Annotated in this window: 14 protein-coding genes and 1 tRNA gene; 8 read left to right on the top strand and 7 right to left on the bottom strand. The window is 73.6% G+C overall.

Features of this window, described 5'->3' with window-relative positions:
• The first annotated feature begins 394 nt into the window (after window positions 1–394).
• Window positions 395–619, top strand: a complete 225-nt coding sequence (locus FHL80_RS11040; RefSeq protein WP_138733461.1) for an excisionase family DNA-binding protein — start codon at window positions 395–397, stop codon at window positions 617–619.
• A gap of 315 nt (window positions 620–934) precedes the next feature.
• On the opposite strand, the gene FHL80_RS11035 is transcribed toward FHL80_RS11040, so the two are convergent.
• Window positions 935–1,010 (bottom strand) — tRNA-Arg (locus FHL80_RS11035).
• A 191-nt stretch (window positions 1,011–1,201) separates the two neighbouring features.
• Between FHL80_RS11035 and FHL80_RS11030 the strand changes: the two genes are divergently transcribed.
• The 3 genes from FHL80_RS11030 (at window position 1,202) to FHL80_RS11020 (ending at window position 3,816) form a co-directional block, all read left to right on the top strand.
• The gene (locus tag FHL80_RS11030; RefSeq protein WP_138733460.1) at window positions 1,202–1,522 is read left to right on the top strand and encodes a GNAT family N-acetyltransferase; all 321 of its coding nucleotides are present in this window, start codon (window positions 1,202–1,204) and stop codon (window positions 1,520–1,522) included.
• Between the two features lie 41 nt (window positions 1,523–1,563).
• Window positions 1,564–2,931 carry a cryptochrome/photolyase family protein gene (locus FHL80_RS11025; protein ID WP_138733459.1) on the top strand — a complete coding sequence of 456 codons (1,368 nt, stop codon included), beginning with the start codon at window positions 1,564–1,566 and terminating at the stop codon, window positions 2,929–2,931.
• Between the two features lie 75 nt (window positions 2,932–3,006).
• Window positions 3,007–3,816, top strand: coding sequence for an Fpg/Nei family DNA glycosylase (locus FHL80_RS11020; RefSeq protein ID WP_138733458.1), 810 nt, complete (start codon window positions 3,007–3,009; stop codon window positions 3,814–3,816).
• A 45-nt stretch (window positions 3,817–3,861) separates the two neighbouring features.
• On the opposite strand, the gene FHL80_RS11015 is transcribed toward FHL80_RS11020, so the two are convergent.
• Window positions 3,862–4,170, bottom strand: coding sequence for a putative quinol monooxygenase (locus FHL80_RS11015; RefSeq protein WP_138733457.1), 309 nt, complete (start codon window positions 4,168–4,170; stop codon window positions 3,862–3,864).
• Window positions 4,171–4,252: 82 nt separating this feature from the next.
• Here FHL80_RS11015 and FHL80_RS11010 point away from each other — a divergent pair, with 82 nt between their 5' ends.
• A complete protein-coding gene (locus FHL80_RS11010) occupies window positions 4,253–5,638 on the top strand; it encodes an FAD-dependent oxidoreductase (protein WP_246078609.1) in 1,386 nt (461 codons plus the stop codon).
• Between the two features lie 44 nt (window positions 5,639–5,682).
• Window positions 5,683–6,816: an aminotransferase-like domain-containing protein gene (locus FHL80_RS11005; RefSeq protein WP_246078608.1), complete on the top strand. Its 1,134-nt coding sequence runs from the start codon at window positions 5,683–5,685 to the stop codon at window positions 6,814–6,816.
• A 57-nt stretch (window positions 6,817–6,873) separates the two neighbouring features.
• On the opposite strand, the gene ppc is transcribed toward FHL80_RS11005, so the two are convergent.
• Window positions 6,874–9,645, bottom strand: coding sequence for a phosphoenolpyruvate carboxylase (gene ppc, locus FHL80_RS11000; RefSeq protein ID WP_216870623.1), 2,772 nt, complete (start codon window positions 9,643–9,645; stop codon window positions 6,874–6,876).
• A 68-nt stretch (window positions 9,646–9,713) separates the two neighbouring features.
• Here ppc and FHL80_RS10995 point away from each other — a divergent pair, with 68 nt between their 5' ends.
• Window positions 9,714–10,637 carry an SMP-30/gluconolactonase/LRE family protein gene (locus FHL80_RS10995; RefSeq protein ID WP_138733456.1) on the top strand — a complete coding sequence of 308 codons (924 nt, stop codon included), beginning with the start codon at window positions 9,714–9,716 and terminating at the stop codon, window positions 10,635–10,637.
• Window positions 10,638–10,706: 69 nt separating this feature from the next.
• Here FHL80_RS10995 and FHL80_RS10990 read toward each other — a convergent pair whose 3' ends face one another.
• Both FHL80_RS10990 and FHL80_RS10985 read right to left on the bottom strand, forming a co-directional pair.
• The gene (locus tag FHL80_RS10990) at window positions 10,707–11,897 is read right to left on the bottom strand and encodes an ABC transporter permease (RefSeq protein ID WP_138733455.1); all 1,191 of its coding nucleotides are present in this window, start codon (window positions 11,895–11,897) and stop codon (window positions 10,707–10,709) included.
• Window positions 11,894–12,802, bottom strand: coding sequence for an ABC transporter ATP-binding protein (locus FHL80_RS10985; RefSeq protein ID WP_138733454.1), 909 nt, complete (start codon window positions 12,800–12,802; stop codon window positions 11,894–11,896). The genes FHL80_RS10990 and FHL80_RS10985 overlap by 4 nt, the downstream gene beginning before the upstream one ends.
• Before the next feature lie 142 nt (window positions 12,803–12,944).
• Between FHL80_RS10985 and FHL80_RS10980 the strand changes: the two genes are divergently transcribed.
• Window positions 12,945–13,664 carry a UdgX family uracil-DNA binding protein gene (locus tag FHL80_RS10980; protein WP_138733453.1) on the top strand — a complete coding sequence of 240 codons (720 nt, stop codon included), beginning with the start codon at window positions 12,945–12,947 and terminating at the stop codon, window positions 13,662–13,664.
• 16 nt (window positions 13,665–13,680) lie between these two features.
• Here the strand turns inward: FHL80_RS10980 and FHL80_RS10975 are convergent, their stop codons facing one another.
• The gene (locus FHL80_RS10975; protein ID WP_138733452.1) at window positions 13,681–14,862 is read right to left on the bottom strand and encodes a glucose-1-phosphate adenylyltransferase family protein; all 1,182 of its coding nucleotides are present in this window, start codon (window positions 14,860–14,862) and stop codon (window positions 13,681–13,683) included.
• A 42-nt stretch (window positions 14,863–14,904) separates the two neighbouring features.
• Window positions 14,905–16,251, bottom strand: coding sequence for an MFS transporter (locus tag FHL80_RS10970; protein ID WP_246078607.1), 1,347 nt, complete (start codon window positions 16,249–16,251; stop codon window positions 14,905–14,907).
• Between the last annotated feature and the right edge of the window lie 14 nt (window positions 16,252–16,265).

The following is a 16,265-nucleotide window of genomic DNA, read 5'->3' as shown; positions in this document are numbered from 1 at the left end:
GTCGGACCCCATGCCTCCCCCTCACCCGAAGTGCGCGCCCACCTGGAGACGCTTGTCGCCAGCCACCTGCTCGACCATGACGACGAGGGCAGCGAGCGGCAGCTGGAAGCCGGACCTGCCTGCATCCGGCCTCCCGAACGCGTCCGTAGCGGTCCCCCTGAACACCGGCGAGCCCGCAGCCTCAGCCGTTGAACGTGCCGACCGCGGCGGCGCAACGGACCGCCGAGTCCGGCATAAGCCGACAGAGACAGCTGCATGAACCCCTATTCGCCGGGTGTCACCAATCGGCCCTGAGAAGCGCCTATAGACACCAAAGGACCGTCGACGCCCGCGGCGAGCCGGGGTTCCGGTCGGCAGCCCACCAGGGCGCCAAACCGTGTGCGAAGGAGCGAACATGACCGCGTCAGGGCCCCACCCCTCAGCCAACGGCGGCGACCGACTCCACGACGTCCATAGCGCCGCCGATTACCTCCGCTGCGGACCACGGCTCATCTACCGCCTCGTCGCCGAACGGCGAGTCAAGTTCACCTACGCCGGCCGCTCCCTGCGCTTTTGGCAGACCGACCTCGACGCCTACCTCGAGGCCCGCGCGGTGGAACCTCTCCCGCCCCAGACCTGAGACCGCGCGTCCCATCTCCAAGGTCCGCCCAGACGGCGGGATCGTCGTCGCCTGCTCTTTCTGTGCCTAGATGCCCTGCCGGCAGCGCAGGCGCAACCGATCACCTCAATGTTCGATCGCAGCGCAAGAGGACTGCCACGGCGACATACGACCGACTCTGGTCACTCAACCAGACGCACCCGGCGTGCAAGAAGCGTGCAAGAAGCACGGGCGAGCATGGGTCGCCAGGGGGTATGCGAGGCATACTGGCCAAACGACGCGGGACCCGTCGGGAGGCAAAGGTGCTGGTCAGAGGGATCAAACCGCTGACCAGCGTGGTGCCCCCAGCAGGATTCGAACCTGCGACACACGGTTTAGGAAACCGATGCTCTATCCCCTGAGCTATGGGGGCTCGTCGGTGCGCGCGGCGCGGCCGACCGGGGTGTGCGGCGTTGAGGCTAGCTGGCCACTCCCGGGGGACGCGGGAACATCCCCGTGGGTGAACTCGTCGGAACAGATAGGGGCGCTGTCGTGCCGCAACGGTTACCTTGGCTGAGCACGAGCCCCGGCAACGGCGCCGGCGGCGCGGGAGGTGGAGATCTGATGGACATCACGGTGGTCGACGTCCCCGAACGGGGTCGCTTCGAGATCCGGGACGGCGAACTCTGCGTCGGACTGGCCAGCTACCACGTGGACGGCGGTCTGATGACCCTGCCGCACACCGAGATCGACCCGTCGCGGAGCGGCCGTGGCCTCGGCACCCAGCTGGTCCGTGGCGTGCTGACCGCCGCCCGCGAGCGTGACCTGCACGTGCTCCCCTACTGCTCCTTCATCCGCAAGTACCTCCTCGACCACCCGGAGGAGCTCGACCTCGTCACCGAGGCCGACCGCCCGACGTTCGGGCTGGCGACCGCCAACAGCTGATCCACCGAGCGGGTTGGGCACGACCTTCTTAGGCTCTACCGGTGCCCACTGCGCTGCTCTGGTTCCGCCGCGACCTGCGCCTCGGTGACCACCCGGCCCTGTTGGCCGCGGTCGACGCGGCCAGCCCCGACGGCACCGTCGTCCCGCTGTTCGTCTTCGACGACCGGCTCTACGGCCCCTCGGGGGACCCGCGCCGCCGTTTCCTGCTCGACTGCCTCGCCGAGCTCGACACGGACACCGGTGGGGCGCTGGTCCGGCGGACCGGGGACCCGGCCGACGTCGTCCCGGCGCTGGTGGCCGAGCTGGGCGCGGTCAGCGTGCACGTCACCGCCGACGCCGGCCCCTACGGGCGCCGGCGCGACCAGGCGGTGGAGCGGGCGCTGGGCGACGTCCCCCTCGTCCGGACCGGCTCGCCCTACGCGGTCGCGCCCGGCCGGCTCACCAAGCGCGACGGCACCCCGTTCCAGGTCTTCACGCCCTTCTCCCGCGCCTGGCGTGAGCACGGCTCGCACGCCCCGGCCGCCCGGCCCGGCAGCGTCCCGTGGCAGACCGGGGTGCGCTCGGACCCGGCGCCCGAGCCGCCGGACCTGGACGGCGTCGAGCTGCCGCCGGCCGGCGAGTCCGCCGCGCTGGACTCCTGGCACCGGTTCCGCGACGAACGGCTCCTCGGGTACGACGAGGGCCGCAACCTGCCGGGGACCAACGGCACCAGCCGGCTGTCGGCCTACCTGAAGTACGGCTGCATCCACCCCCGCACGCTGCTGGCCGACCTGGCGGCCGAGGAGGGGCAGGCGTCGGTCCGCCGCTACACCGACGAGCTCGCCTGGCGGGACTTCTACGCCGACGTGCTGTGGCACCGGCCCGACTCGGCCCGGGCGTACCTCAAGCCCGAGCTGCAGCGCATGGGGTACGACTCCGGCCCGGGCGCCGAGGCGCTGGTGCACGCCTGGGAGACCGGCCGCACCGGCTTCCCGATCGTCGACGCCGGCATGCGGCAGATGCTCGGCGAGGCCTACGTGCACAACCGGGTGCGGATGATCGTCGCGTCGTTCCTGGTCAAGGACCTGCACCAGGAGTGGACGCTGGGCGCCCGCTACTTCATGCAGCACCTGGTCGACGGCGACCTGGCCAGCAACCAGCACGGCTGGCAGTGGGTCGCCGGCACCGGCACCGACGCCTCGCCCTACTACCGGGTCTTCAACCCGATCACCCAGGGCAAGAAGTTCGACCCCGACGGCACCTACGTCAAGCGCTGGGTGCCCGAGCTGCGCGACGTGGACCCGGCGCACGTGCACGAGCCGTGGACGGCGCCTGGCGGTCTGCCGGCCGGCTACCCGGAGCGGATCGTCGACCACGCCCACGAGCGCGAGGTCAGCCTGGACCGCTACAACCGGGTCCGCGCGACCTGATGAGGATCACGTCCCCCGTCGTGGCGGACCGCGTCCGTGCAGGTCACGCTGGTGTCATGACGCACCGAGGCGCCCGTGCCTGAGGGCCACACCCTGTTCCGGCTCGCCCGTGAGCAGCAGGCCGCGTTCGCCGGCCGTGAGGTGCACGTGACCAGCCCGCAGGGCCGTTTCGCCGGCCAGGCCGAGCTGCTCGACGGCCGGGTGCTCGACGACGTGACCTCCTACGGCAAGCACCTGTTCGCCAGCTTCGGCCCGGACGTGGTGCACGTGCACCTGGGGCTGTACGGGACGTTCACCTCCGGCACCGGGCTGCCGCCGGTGCCCCGGGGCGCGCTGCGGATGCGCTGGGAGGGACCGGGTGAGGACGGCGAAGGCGTGTGGACCGACCTGCGCGGCGCCACCGCCTGCGACCTGATCACCGAGGGTGAGGTGCAGTTCATCCTCGACCGGCTGGGCCCGGACCCGCTGCGCCGGCGGTCGGACCCGGCGAAGGCGTTCGCCCGCATCTCCCGCAGCCGGGTGGTCATCGGCGCGCTGCTGATGGACCAGACCGTGCTCGCCGGGGTGGGGAACGTCTACCGCGCCGAGGTCCTCTTCCGGCAGCGGATGAGCCCCTTCCGGCCGGGCCGGGACGTCGACGCCGAGGCGTGGACCCGGATGTGGGCCGACCTGGTGGTCCTGATGAAGGCCGGCGTCAAGGCGGGCAGGATCGTCACCACCGAACGCGTCGACCGGGAACGCCGGCGCGGGCCGGCGCTGCGGGAGGACGCGCACTACGTCTACCGGCGCGCCGGGCTGCCCTGCCGGATCTGCGGCACCGAGGTGCGCACCGAGGTCATGGTCGGCCGCAACCTCTTCTGGTGCCCCACCTGCCAAGCGGTCTAGCGGAGTCCCAGCGCTCGGCTGGTGATGCGCTGGGACTCCGCTCGCTCACACGGCGCCCTTGGCCTGGTCGCCGGCCGGGACCGCGCTGAGCAGCCGGATGCCGATCGGCTCGGTGAGGTCCTCCTTGACGCTCTTGGAGAACTGGTTGAAGGTCTCGCCGGCGCCGTGGGCCTTCACGTCCTCCTGGGTGGCCCACCGCTCGATCACCACGAAGCCGTAGCCGTCCTCGTGCAGGGCGTACAGCTCGCACCCGGGCTCCTCGTGCACCTTCGGGATGGCGGCGGTGAACGCCTCCCGGACCGCGTCGGCGCGGCCGGGCTTGGGCGAGATGGTGGCGACGATCAGGATGGACAACAGGGTCTCCTCACAGAACGGGTCGGCCGAGCAGGCACGGCTCACCCTGGCGCCTACCCGCCCTGGGGACGACGATGCGGGCGTGGCCGAACCCGCACGTACTGGATGGCGCCCGCTGCGGGTGGCCGTCGTGGGGGCCGGGCCAGCGGGCATCTACGCCGCCGAGGCCCTCGCCGGCCAGGACGACGTCCCGGTGGCCGTGGACCTGGTCGACCGGCTGCCGACGCCGTTCGGGCTGGTCCGGCACGGGATCGCCCCTGACCACGTCAAGATGCGGGCGCTGCGCGAGACGCTGCACCACACGCTGGACCACGAGCGGGTCCGGTTCGTCGGCAACGTGGAGATCGGCACCGACCTGTCGCTGGACGAGCTGCGCCGGCACGTCGACGCCGTCGTCTACACCTACGGCGCGGCCGGTGACCGGCGGCTCGGTGTCCCCGGCGAGGAGCTGCCCGGCAGCCTGGCCGCCACCGACGTCGTCGCCTGGTACTGCGGTCACCCCGACGCCGACCGGGCGCGGGTCGAGGAGGCCGTGCTGCGGGCCCGCGACGTCGTCGTCGTCGGGGTCGGCAACGTCGCGCTCGACGTCGCCCGGGTGCTGGCCCGCTCCCCCGCCGAGCTGGACCCCACCGAGATGCCGCAGCACGTGCTGGACACACTGGCCGCCGCGCCGGTGGAGCGGGTCACGGTGCTCGGCCGGCGCGGACCGGCGCAGGCCACCTTCACCACCCAGGAGCTGCGCGAGCTGGGCCACCTGGCCCGGGCGACGGTGCTGGTCTCCCCCCGCGACCTGGACGACCCGGGGAACGAGGCCCTGGCCGCCGCGGACCGGCACGTGGCCCGTAACCTCGCCGCGCTCCAGGGGTTCACCGAGAACCTGCCGGTGGACGGGTGGACCACCGTGCACCTGCAGTTCCACGCCCGACCGGTGCGGCTGCTGGGCACCGACCGGGTCACCGGTGTGGAGGTGGAGCGGACGACGGTCGACGAGGACGGCCGGGCGGTCGGCACCGGGGAGACGTACACGCTGCCCGCCGACCTGGTGGTGCGCTCGGTCGGCTACCGGGGGCACCCCCTCCCCGGGCTGCCGCTGGACGCCGGCACGGTGCCGCACCAGGCGGGCCGGGTGCTCCGCGACGGCGTGCCCAGCACCGGCGAGTACGTGGCCGGCTGGATCAAGCGCGGACCCACCGGGGTGGTGGGCACCAACAAGCACGACGCCCGGGAGACGGTCGGCTCGTTGCTGGCCGACGCCGCATCCGGCGTCCTCGTGCCCCGGGGGGACGAGGACTGGGTCGACACCCTGGTGGCCCGGGGCGGGCGGCCGGTGCTGCTCGCCGACTGGCGGGCCATCGACGCCGCCGAGATCGCCCTCGGCGCCGCGCACGGTCGCGCCCGGACGACCCTGCACGACCGGGAGTCGCTGCTGGCCGCCGTCCGCTCCGCCGCGGCCGCCGCGGAGGGCTGAGGACCCCCGGGCCGTCCTCGCCGCGGTACGGCAGACTCGGCGGTGTGAGCAGCACCCCGGTACAGACCTCACCGGCCACCCCGATGATCTCCTTCGCGCGCGGCGCCCCGTCGACCGACATCGTCGACGTCGAGGGCCTCAAGCAGGCCGCCGTCGCGGCGTTCGACAGCGACCCGGCGGGGATGACCGGGTACGGGACGGCGGTCGGCTACGTGCCGCTGCGGAGGTGGATCGCCGAGAAGCACGGCGTCCCCGTCGAGCACGTCCTGGTCACCAACGGCTCGATGCAGGCCGACGCGTTCCTCTTCGACGAGCTGGCGACCCCCGGTGCCGCCGTCCTCACCGAGCGCCCGACCTACGACCGCACCCTCCTCGGGCTGCGCAACCGCAGGGCCGACGTGCACCTGGTGACGCTGGAGGAGGACGGGATCGCCGTCGAGGAGGTGGCCGGCCTGCTCGAGGGCGGCCTGCGGCCCGCGCTGGCGCACGTCATCCCCAACTTCCAGAACCCGGCCGGCTACACGCTCTCGCTCGCCAAGCGCGAGCGGCTGCTGGAGCTCGCCCGGCAGTACGACCTCGTGCTGTTCGAGGACGACCCGTACGTCGACATCCGGTTCAGCGGTGAGCCGCTCCCCCGGATGCTGGAGCTGGACGGCGGCGCCGCGAGCGAGCACGTCGTCTACGCCTCGTCGTTCTCCAAGACCGTCTGCCCCGGCATCCGGGTGGGCTACCTGGTCGGGCCGCCGGCGCTGATCAAGAAGATCCAGGTACGGGCCACCAACACCTACATCGCACCGAACATGGTCGCCCAGGGCACGGTGTACGCCTACCTGCAGGGCGACCGCTTCCCGGCGGCGCTGGAGCGGGTGAGGTCGGCGCTGGCCGAGCGGGTCGGGCTGCTGGACGACGCGCTGCGGGCGCACCTGCCGCAGGCCACCTTCCGCCGTCCCGAGGGTGGCTACTTCCTCTGGGTGTCGCTGCCCGAGGGCGAGGGCCACGACGTCGCCCGGATCACCGCCGAGGCGGCTGCCCGCGGCGTGGCGATCGTCCCGGGCACGGACTTCCTGCTGGAGGGCGGGCACAACTCCTTCCGGCTCGCCTACTCCGCGGTGCAGCCCGGGGACGTCGACGAGGGCGTGCGCCGGCTGGCCGAGGCCATCGAGGCCGCCCGCCCGTAGGAGCACCCCTGCACGCTTGTGCTCTGCTCACCATGGTGAGCAGAGCACAAGCGTCCCTCAGCCGGAGTTGCGCAGGGCGGTCGCGACGCCGTTGACCGACAGCTGGATGCAGCGCCGGACCAGCTCGTCGTCGTCCCCGCCACGGCGACGGCGGAGCATCTCCACCTGCAGGTGGTGCAGCGGCTCCAGGTAGGGGAAGCGGTTGCGGATCGACCGGGCCAGCGAGGGGTTGTCGGCCAGCAGGTCGTCGTCACCGGTGATCGCCAGCAGCACCCGCACCGACCGCTCGTGCTCGGCGGTGATCTGGCTGAACACCCGGTCCCGGAGCTCCGCGTCGGGCACCAGCGAGGCGTAGCGCGCGGCCAGCTCCAGGTCGGTCTTGGCGAGCACCATGCCCATGTTCGACAGCACCGTGCGGAAGAACGGCCAGCGCCGGTGCAGGTCCTGCAGGTGGGCCAGCCGGTCGGGGTCCTCGCCCACCCACGACTCGAGCGCCGTCCCGGTGCCGTACCAGCCGGGCAGCATGATCCGGGCCTGCGACCAGCTGAACACCCAGGGGATGGCCCGCAGGTCGGTGATCTTGTCCCCCGCCTTGCGGGACGGCGGCCGGCTGCCGATGTTGAGCTCCGCGAGCTCCCGGATCGGGGTGGCGGCCCGGAACCACTCGACGAAGCCGGGCGTCTCGTGCACCAGCGCGCCGTAGGCGGCCCGGGCGCGGGCGGCCAGGTCGTCGAAGAGCGCGTAGGTCTCCTCGGCGTCCTCCCCCAGCCCCTCGATGTCCAGCAGCGTCGACTCGAGCGTGGCGGCGACCAGCGCCTCGAGGTTGCGCCGGGCCAGGTGCGGCGAGGCGTACTTGGCGGCGATGACCTCGCCCTGCTCGGTGATCCGCAGCGCGCCGGCGACCGAGCCCGGCGGTTGCGCGCGGATGGCCTCGTAGCTCGGCCCGCCGCCGCGGCCGACCGTGCCGCCCCGGCCGTGGAAGAGCCGCAGCCGGACGCCGCCGGCCCGGGCGACGTCGACCAGCGCCAGCTCGGCCCGGTAGAGGGCCCAGTTGGCGGCCAGGTAGCCGCCGTCCTTGTTGCTGTCGGAGTAGCCGAGCATGACCTCCTGGGCGTTCCCGCGGCCGGCCACCAGCGCCCGGTAGAACGGGTGGTCGAGCATCGCGGCGAGGGTGGCGCCGGCCGACTGCAGGTCCTCGATCGTCTCGAACAGCGGGGAGATGCCCAGCGGGCTGGTCGGCCGCCCCTGGGCGTCCAGCTGCAGCAGCCCGACCTCCTTGAGCAGCACGGCGACCTCCAGCACGTCGCTGACCGACTCGCACATGCTGATCACGTAGTTCGGGATCGCGTCGGGGCCGAGCAGCGCGACCTGCTCGGCGGCGGCGACCAGCAGGTCGAGCTCGCCCCGGGCCAGCTCGGACAGCTCGGCGTCCGGGCGCACCAGCGGGCGGCGCAGCTGCAGCTCGCCGGTGAGCAGCGCGACCCGGGCGGCCTCGTCGAGCGTCAGGTAGTCCTCGCAGACGCCTGCCCAGGCCAGCAGCTCGGCCAGCACCACCTCGTGCACCGAGGAGTTCTGCCGCATGTCCAGCCCGCACAGGTGGAAGCCGAAGACCTCGACCGCCTCCCGCAGCCGGGCCAGCCGGTCGTCGGCCAGCGCGCCGGCACCGTGCCCGCGCAGCGACCGGTCGACCGTCTCCAGGTCCGCGATCAGCTCCCCCGGAGCCTCGTACGCCGGGAGGACGGTGTCCGGCGCGGGGCCGGGGACCTCGCCGAGGACCCGCAGGGCGGTGGCCGCCAGCCGCCGGTAGATGCCGCGCAGCGCCTGCCGGTAGGGCTCGTCGGCGCGGAACGGGGAGTCGTCGGACGCCGCCCGGGCCAGCGCGTACAGCTCGTCGGTCGGCGTGACCAGCCGGTCGGACATGGACAGCTCGTCGGCCAGGCAGACGAGCTCGGCCAGGTGGTGGCGCAGCGCCGTCGCCGCCTGCTGCGTGGTGGCCCGCCGCACCGCGTCGGCGGTGACGAACGGGTTGCCGTCGCGGTCGCCGCCGATCCAGGACCCCGGCCGCAGCATCGGCGTGGCCAGCAGCCCGGCGTCCGGCCAGCGCTGCTGCAGCGCCCGACGGAGCTCGGCGTTGATCTCCGGGACCACCTCGAACAGGGAGAGGTCGTAGTAGCGCAGCGCCTCGTCGATCTCGTCGGCCAGCCGCAGCCGGCTCAGCCGCAGCAGCGCCGTCTGCCACAGGGTGAGCACCTCGCGCCACAGGTGCGCCGACCAGGCGGGGTCGTCGGCGTCGCGCCGCGCGAGCAGGTCGCTGATCTGCTGCTGCACCTGGGAGATGGTCTTGCGCCGCACCTCGGTCGGGTGCGCGGTGACCACCGGCACCACCAGGGCGCCGGTCAGCTCGCGGGCGACGACGGCGGGGTCCAGGTCGGCGGCGTCGAGCAGCCGGAGGGACGCCGCCAGGCTGCCCACCTGCGCCGGGGAGCCCTCCCGCCGGTGGTGCCGGCGGCGGCGCTCGTGGTGCACGTCCTCGGCGATGTTGGCCAGCAGCGAGAAGTGGCTGAACGCGCGGATGACGTGGTTGGCCGCCTTGGGGTCCAGGCCGGCCAGCTGCTCGGCCAGCTCGCTGCGGTCCACCTCCGACCGGCGGATGCGGAACGCCTCGACCCGGGTCGACTCGACCAGCGCGAGGACGTCGGCGCCGGCCTGCTCCTCGATCACCTCACCCAGCACCCGGCCCAGCAACCGGATGTCCTCCCGCAACGGGATCTCGGAGGCGCGGTCGTCAGGGGCGCGCAGGTCGGCTGGGTCGACGGTGGCTTCGGACACCGGCGCAGTATCCGGGGTCCGTGTGACGGGCTCGTGTCACGGGTCCGTCCACCGGGGAGGATGTCGGCGTGATCCGACTCGACGCGTCCCCTGCCAGCGCCGCACCGGCCGAGCACGGGGAGGGCCCGGTCTGGGACGACGCCGCGCAGGAGCTGGTCTGGGTGGACATCACCGGGGGCAAGGTCCGGCGCGGCCGGGTGCAGGGCGACGACGTCGTCGACGTGGCCGAGCACCGGGGCGGCGACACGGTGGGCTTCGTCGTCCCGGCGGCGGCCGGCGGCTGGCTGCTGGGCGCCGGTGCCGGGATCAGCCGGCTGACCGCCGAGGGCGAGGCGTCCGTGCTGATCGAGCTGACCGGGGAGGGCCTGTCGGAGGAGGCGGGCGGCACCCGGATGAACGACGGCGCCTGCGACCGGGCCGGCCGCTTCTTCGGCGGCACCATGGCCTTCGACGAGCGCCCCGGCGCCGGGACGCTGTACCGGCTGGACCTCGACGGGACGGTGCGCACGGTCCTCGACGGGCTCACCGTGTCCAACGGGCTGGGCTGGTCCCCGGACGACGCGACGGTCTACCTGTCGGACTCCGGCGCGAAGGCGGTGTGGGCATGCGACTACGACCTGACCGCCGGGACGTTCGGCCCGCGCCGGGTGCTGCTGGACTTCAGCGACGACCCGGACGGCGTGGCCGACGGGCTGACCGTGGACGACGAGGGCTGCCTCTGGACGGCGCTGTGGGGCGGCGGTCAGGTGCGCCGGTACTCCCCCGGCGGCGAGCTGCTCGCGGTGGTCGACGTCCCGGGTGTGGAGAACACGACCAGCTGCGCGTTCGCCGGCGACCTGCTGGTGATCAGCACCTCGGTGCACGGGCTGGACGACGACGCCCGCGCCGCCCAGCCCGACGCCGGCCGGCTGTTCACCGTCCGCGCGGGCGTGAGCGGTCCGCCGGCGAATCCGTACCGCGGCCCGCTCGGCGCCCTCTCCCAGCGTCAGTGAGGTGATGGAACGGCGCGGGTGCAGGGACCCGCGGCGTGCGGGGCGCGTCGTGGGGGCACCGGGGTCCTCCTAGCGTTCGGCGCGCATGGCGTCGCGGAGCTTGACCTTGCCGCCGGTGCGCAGCAGCGCGCCGGAGTAGATCCGGCCGCCCACCCGGACGATGACGGCGATCGTGACCAGCATCAGGACGACGGCGACCACGACCTCCCACCACGCCGCTGCCCCGGCGGCCTGCCGCACCGGCATCACCAGCGGCGAGAGCCCCGGGATGAACGAGGTGACCGTGGAGAGCGTGCCGGTCGGGTCCTGGGCGGCCTGGATGGAGATCACGAAGCCGACGACGAGCAGCAGCGACGCCGGGGTGATCACGCTGGCCAGGTCCTCCTGCCGGCTCACCAGCGACGCCGCGGCGGCGAACACCGAGGCGTAGAAGGCGTAGCCGAGCACGAACCACGCGATCACCGTGACGACGGTGCCGATGAGCCGGCCGGGCAGCTCGACGACGTCGAAGGCGAGCGCCCCGGCGACCCCGATGACCGCGATCACCAGCATCTGGGCCAGCCCGAGCAGCCCGAGCCCCAGGACCTTCCCGGCGAGCAGCTGCCAGGGCCGCATGGTGGCCAGCAGCAGCTCGACCACCCGGGAGGACTTCTCCTCGACCACGCCCTGGGCGACGAACTGGCCGAACAGGATGAGCAGGCTGTAGAGCACGACCACGCCGACCAGGGCCACGATCGCGGCCTCGGTGTCGGCGTCGGCGTCCGGGTCGAGCGCGACGAGGTCCACCTGCGGCGGGCTCTGCAGCTGCACGCCGGCGTCGGCCAGCTGCTGGGTGACCGCCATGCCCTGCACCGCGCCCTGGACGACGGTCTCGGCGGTGCCGCCGCTCTTCTCCACGAGCAGCTCGGGCTGGGCGGCCGACGGGCTGAGCAGCGCGGCGTCGACGTCGCCGTCCTCGACCGCGCGGCGCGCGGCGGCCTCGTCGTCGTAGTCGACGACCGAGACGTCGGTGTCGAGCGCCTTCCCCTGCGCCTGCAGGGCGTCGGTGACGGCCGCGCTGCCCCCGACCACCCCGAGCTCAGTGGCGTTGCCGCCGCTGTTGACCGCCACCTGGAAGACGAGCATCCCCAGGATCAGCACGATCAGGACGCCGGAGCCGATCAGGAACCCCTTGTCCCGGATCCGGGTGGAGATCTCCCGGCCGGCGACCAGGCGGACCAGCTGGGCCGGCGTGTGCGGCCGGATCTCGGTGCTGGTCATGCCGCCACCGCCCGGGTGTCGGTGACCGCACCGCGGAACAGCTCGACCAGGGTGGGCTCGCGCCAGGCGAAGTGGGTGACCCGCCCGGTGGCCAGCGCCGCCGCCAGCACCTGCTGGTCGTCGGTGCCGGGACCCAGCTCGAGGACGACGTCCGCGCGCTGCTCGGAGACGACCCGCACCCCCGGTACCGCGGCCGCCCACCCGGGTGGCGCGTCCGGTGCGACCACCCGCAGCTGCCGGCCGGCCGCTCCGGACCGCAGCTCCTCGACCGTGCCGCTGGCCACGATCTTGCCGCGGGCCAGGATGCCGACCGCGTCGCACAGCCGCTCGACGAGGTCCAGCTGGTGGCTGGAGAAGACGACCGGGACGCCGCGCCGGCACTGCTCGAGCAGGGCCTCGGCGAGCGAGTCGACGCCGACCGGGTCCAGGCCGGAGAACGGCTCGTCGAGGATCAGCACGTCAGGCTCGCTGACCAGCGCGGCGGCGAGCTGCACCCGCTGCTGGTTGCCCAGCGACAGCTTCTCGACCCGGTCGCCGCGGCGACCGCCGAGCCCGAGGCGCTCGGCCCAGGTCTCGGCGGCGCGGGCGGCCGGTGCGGCGTCGAGGCCGTGCAACCGGGCGAAGTAGGTGAGCTGCTCGCCGACCTTCATCTTCGGGTACAGCCCGCGCTCCTCGGGCATGTAGCCGATCCGCCGGCGGACCGCCTCGTCGACGGAGCGGCCGAGCCAGCGGACCTCGCCGGCGTCGGCCCGGGCCAGGCCCATGGCGATCCGCATGGTCGTGGTCTTGCCGGCACCGTTGGACCCGCAGAAGCCGAACATCTGCCCGGGGGCGACGGTGAAGCTCACGCCCTCCAGCACCTGGTTGTCGCCGTAGGCCTTGTAGAGGCCGTCGATCTCGAGCACAGCTCCTCCGCGGGTCGTCGCCTGCCGCACGCCGTCGCTCTCCAGATCGTCACGTGAGCAGTCGGGGTGTGTCTGCGAGCCGGGACCGACCGTATCGGCGTCCCACGCTGCGGCCCAGCCCCCGGTCGGGTGTCATCGACCCATGAGCAACCCTGACCACCCGACGCGAGGTGCGTCGAAGGACCACCCGGCCCAGCCGCCCTCCGGAGTCGGCCTGACCGGGTTGCGCGAGGCCGCGGCCGGCTGCCGGGCCTGCGAGCTGTGGGAGCCGGCCACCCAGACCGTCTTCGGGGAGGGCCCGGAGACCGCCCGGATCGTCTTCGTCGGCGAGCAGCCCGGCGACCAGGAGGACCGCAAGGGCGAGCCCTTCGTCGGCCCGGCCGGCCGACTGCTGGACAAGGCCCTGGCCGAAGCCGGCATCGACCGCCGGGACGCCTACATCACCAACGCGGTGAAGCACTTCCGGTTCACGCCCACCCCGAAGCGGCGGATCCACCAGTCCCCGGGCGCCGAGCACCTGATGGCCTGCCGGCCGTGGCTGGAGGCGGAGTTCGCCGTCCTGCAGCCCGAGGTCGTGGTCTGCCTCGGCGCGGTCGCCGCGAAGGCGCTGATCTCGCCGTCGTTCCGGATCACCAAGGACCGCGGTCAGCTGCTGCCCTGGACGCCGCCCGGCCGGCACGCCCTGCCGCTGACCGAGCCGGACGCCGACGGCGACGAGCCCGAGGAGGAGGTGCCGGCCCAGACCTGGATGCTGGCGACCGCGCACCCCTCCGCCGTCCTGCGCACCCCGGACGACGCCCGGGCCGCCGCCTACGACGCCCTGGTCGCCGACCTGAGGGTGGTCGCCGCCGCCCTGGCCTGACGCCCCGCCGGAGGCGTCAGCTGCGCTCGGGCTCCGGGAGGCGACCGCCGGCGGGCACCTCGCCGCCGTCGGGGACCTCCGCCTCCCGGCCGACCAGGGTGATGTCGCCGTCGCCACCCACCGTGGCCCGCTCCCCCACCACGACGTTGTCGTCCAGGACGGCCCGGGTGACCGTCGCGCCCGCGCGCACCTGGACGCCGGGCAGCAGCACCGAGTCCACCACCGTGGCGCCCTGCTCGACGACCACGCCGGGCGACAGCACCGATCCGCGGACGTTGCCCGAGACCCGGGTCCCGCCGGAGAGCAGGCTGTTCTCGATCTGCCCGTCGTCGAGCACCCGGGCGGCGCTGTGCCGTCCGCCGCGGGTGTGCACCGGCCAGTTCGGCTCGTCGAGGTCGATCGGCGGCTCCGCCGACAGGAAGTCGCGGTGGGCCTGCCAGTAGGACTCGACGGTGCCCAGGTCGCGCCAGTAGCCCGTCAGCGGGTACGCGCGGGCGAGGCCGTCCTTGGTCTGCGCGGGGAGCAGGTGGGTCCCGAGGTCCTCCAGGCCGTCGTCGCCCACGTGGTCCTTGAGCGCCTGCAGCCGGTCGAGCGTCGCCGTCGGGGTGAACACGAAGACCTCGTTGGTGGCCGTGGTCGTGGCGGGCTGGTCGGGCTTGTAGGCGTAGTCGGTGACCGTCCCGTCGTCGCCGACCTGGACGATGCCGTAGCGCGCGGCGTCGTCGGCCGCGACCTCGGTGGTCACCATCGTCACCTCGGCGCCCGAGGCCAGGTGGGCGTCGACGACGTCCCGGTAGTCCAGCTTGTAGACCGCATCGGAGCTGACGACGACCAGCGCGTCCGGGTCGAACTGCCGGATGAGCTCGGACTGCCGCCACAGCCCATCGGCGGTGCCCTCGGTCCAGCCGCCGCGCTCGCTGCCCTGGAACGGCGCCAGCATCATCAGCCCGCCCGTGGTCCGGTCCAGGTCCCACGGGCGGCCGTTGGCCAGGTGCTCGTTCACCGACTGGGGCTGGTACTGCACCGACACCCACACGTCGGCGATGCCGGAGTGCTCGCAGTTGGACAGCGGGAAGTCGATGAGCCGGTAGACGCCGGCGAACGGGACGGCGGGCTTGGCCCGGGTCTCGGTGAGCAGTTCCAGACGGCTGCCCTTGCCACCGGCGAGCACCAACACGAGGACCTTCGGGAGAGCCATGCAGTCCCGCTACCCGCTGACCCGGTGTGCAAGCGCCAACGATCAGCTCCCTGCCATCCTCCGGCGCGCGGACTCGGCGAGCTCGTCGGCCCGCGAGGCGCGGAACAGCCAGAACGACGGCACCACGACGGCGACCACCAGCATCGCTGCGACGATCACCACACCGCCGGACACCATCGCCGCGCTGACGCCGAACGAGCTGGCCAGCACGCCGGCGCGCAGGTCACCCAACCGCGGCCCGCCGGCCACGACGACGATGAACACGCCCTGCATCCGGCCGCGCATCTCGTCCGGTGCGGCGCTCTGCAGCATCGACGTCCGGAGCACCGCGCTGACCATGTCACCGGCACCGGCGACCGCCAGGCAGAGCACCGCCAGCCACAGGGTCGAGGCGAGCCCGAACCCGATGATCGCCACGCCCCAGACCGCGATGGCGGCCAGCACGACGGCACCCTGCCGGTCGACCCGGCTCACCCAGCCCGAGCTCAGCCCCATCAGCAGCGAGCCGATCGACACCCCGGCGAACAGCCAGCCCAGGCTGTTGGCGTCCCCGCCGTAGGTGGTCACCGACAGCTCCGGGAACACCGCCTGCGGCCAGGCGAACAGCATCGCGATGATGTCGACGACGAAGGTCATCAGCAGCACCGGCTGGGTGCGCAGGAAGGCGAACCCCTCGCCGACCCCGCGCACGGCGGCGCCCAGCCGCAGCGGGCCCGCGGTGACGCCACCGGGTGGCAGCGGCGGCAGGCCGCGCAGCAGCAGGACGGCGGCGAGGAACCCCAGCGCGTCGATCGTGTAGACGACCGACAGGTCGCCGACGCCGATGAGCAGCCCGGCCAGCAGCGGACCGACGATCACCCCGGCCTGCCGGACGGTCATCGCCAGGGCGTTCGCGGCCGCCACGCCGTCCGGACCGACCAGCGCCGGGATCACCGCGCTGCGGGCCGGCTGGTTCACCGCGGCGAACGCGGACACCGCCGCCGCCAGCACCCAGAGCACGGCCACGTGGCCCTCGCCGGGCAGCAGTGCCTGCACCGCGAGCAGCGCGCTGGTGACCGCGGCGCCGACCGAGGTGACCAGCATCAGCGTGCGCCGGTCCATCGCGTCCGCGATCGCCCCGCCGAGCAGGCCGAACACGACCAGCGGCACCAGCGCGACGACCGAGGTGAGGCCGACCATCAGCGAGGAGCCGGTCAGCTCGTACACCTGGTACGGGACGGCGACCAGGGTCATCTGCTGGCCGAGCATGGTGACCGTGACGCCGCCGAAGACCCGCCGGTAGGCGCGGTTGCGCAGCGGGGAGGTGTCGATCGCCCAGCTCCTGCGCCGGCCGGTCGGTTGCGGCTCCTCGACCGGCCCGCCGCCCTCCAGCGGGTCGACCGGCGTCACCTCCTCGCCGGCAC

Origin of the sequence: Modestobacter excelsi, assembly GCF_005930495.1 — a bacterium.
Taxonomy (GTDB): Bacteria; Actinomycetota; Actinomycetes; order Mycobacteriales; family Geodermatophilaceae; genus Modestobacter; species Modestobacter excelsi.
Note: the sequence above shows the minus strand (reverse complement) of the source record. Positions and strands in the feature narration are given on the sequence as shown.

What these genes read in the sequence shown, in the direction of transcription:
- FHL80_RS11040 (WP_138733461.1), top strand. Translation starts at nt 395, where the DNA reads ATGACCGCGTCAGGGCCCCACCCCTCAGCCAACGGCGGCGACCGACTC.
- FHL80_RS11030 (WP_138733460.1), top strand. Translation starts at nt 1,202, where the DNA reads ATGGACATCACGGTGGTCGACGTCCCCGAACGGGGTCGCTTCGAGATC.
- FHL80_RS10990 (WP_138733455.1), bottom strand. Translation starts at nt 11,897, where the DNA reads ATGACCAGCACCGAGATCCGGCCGCACACGCCGGCCCAGCTGGTCCGC.
- FHL80_RS10980 (WP_138733453.1), top strand. Translation starts at nt 12,945, where the DNA reads ATGAGCAACCCTGACCACCCGACGCGAGGTGCGTCGAAGGACCACCCG.
- FHL80_RS10975 (WP_138733452.1), bottom strand. Translation starts at nt 14,862, where the DNA reads ATGGCTCTCCCGAAGGTCCTCGTGTTGGTGCTCGCCGGTGGCAAGGGC.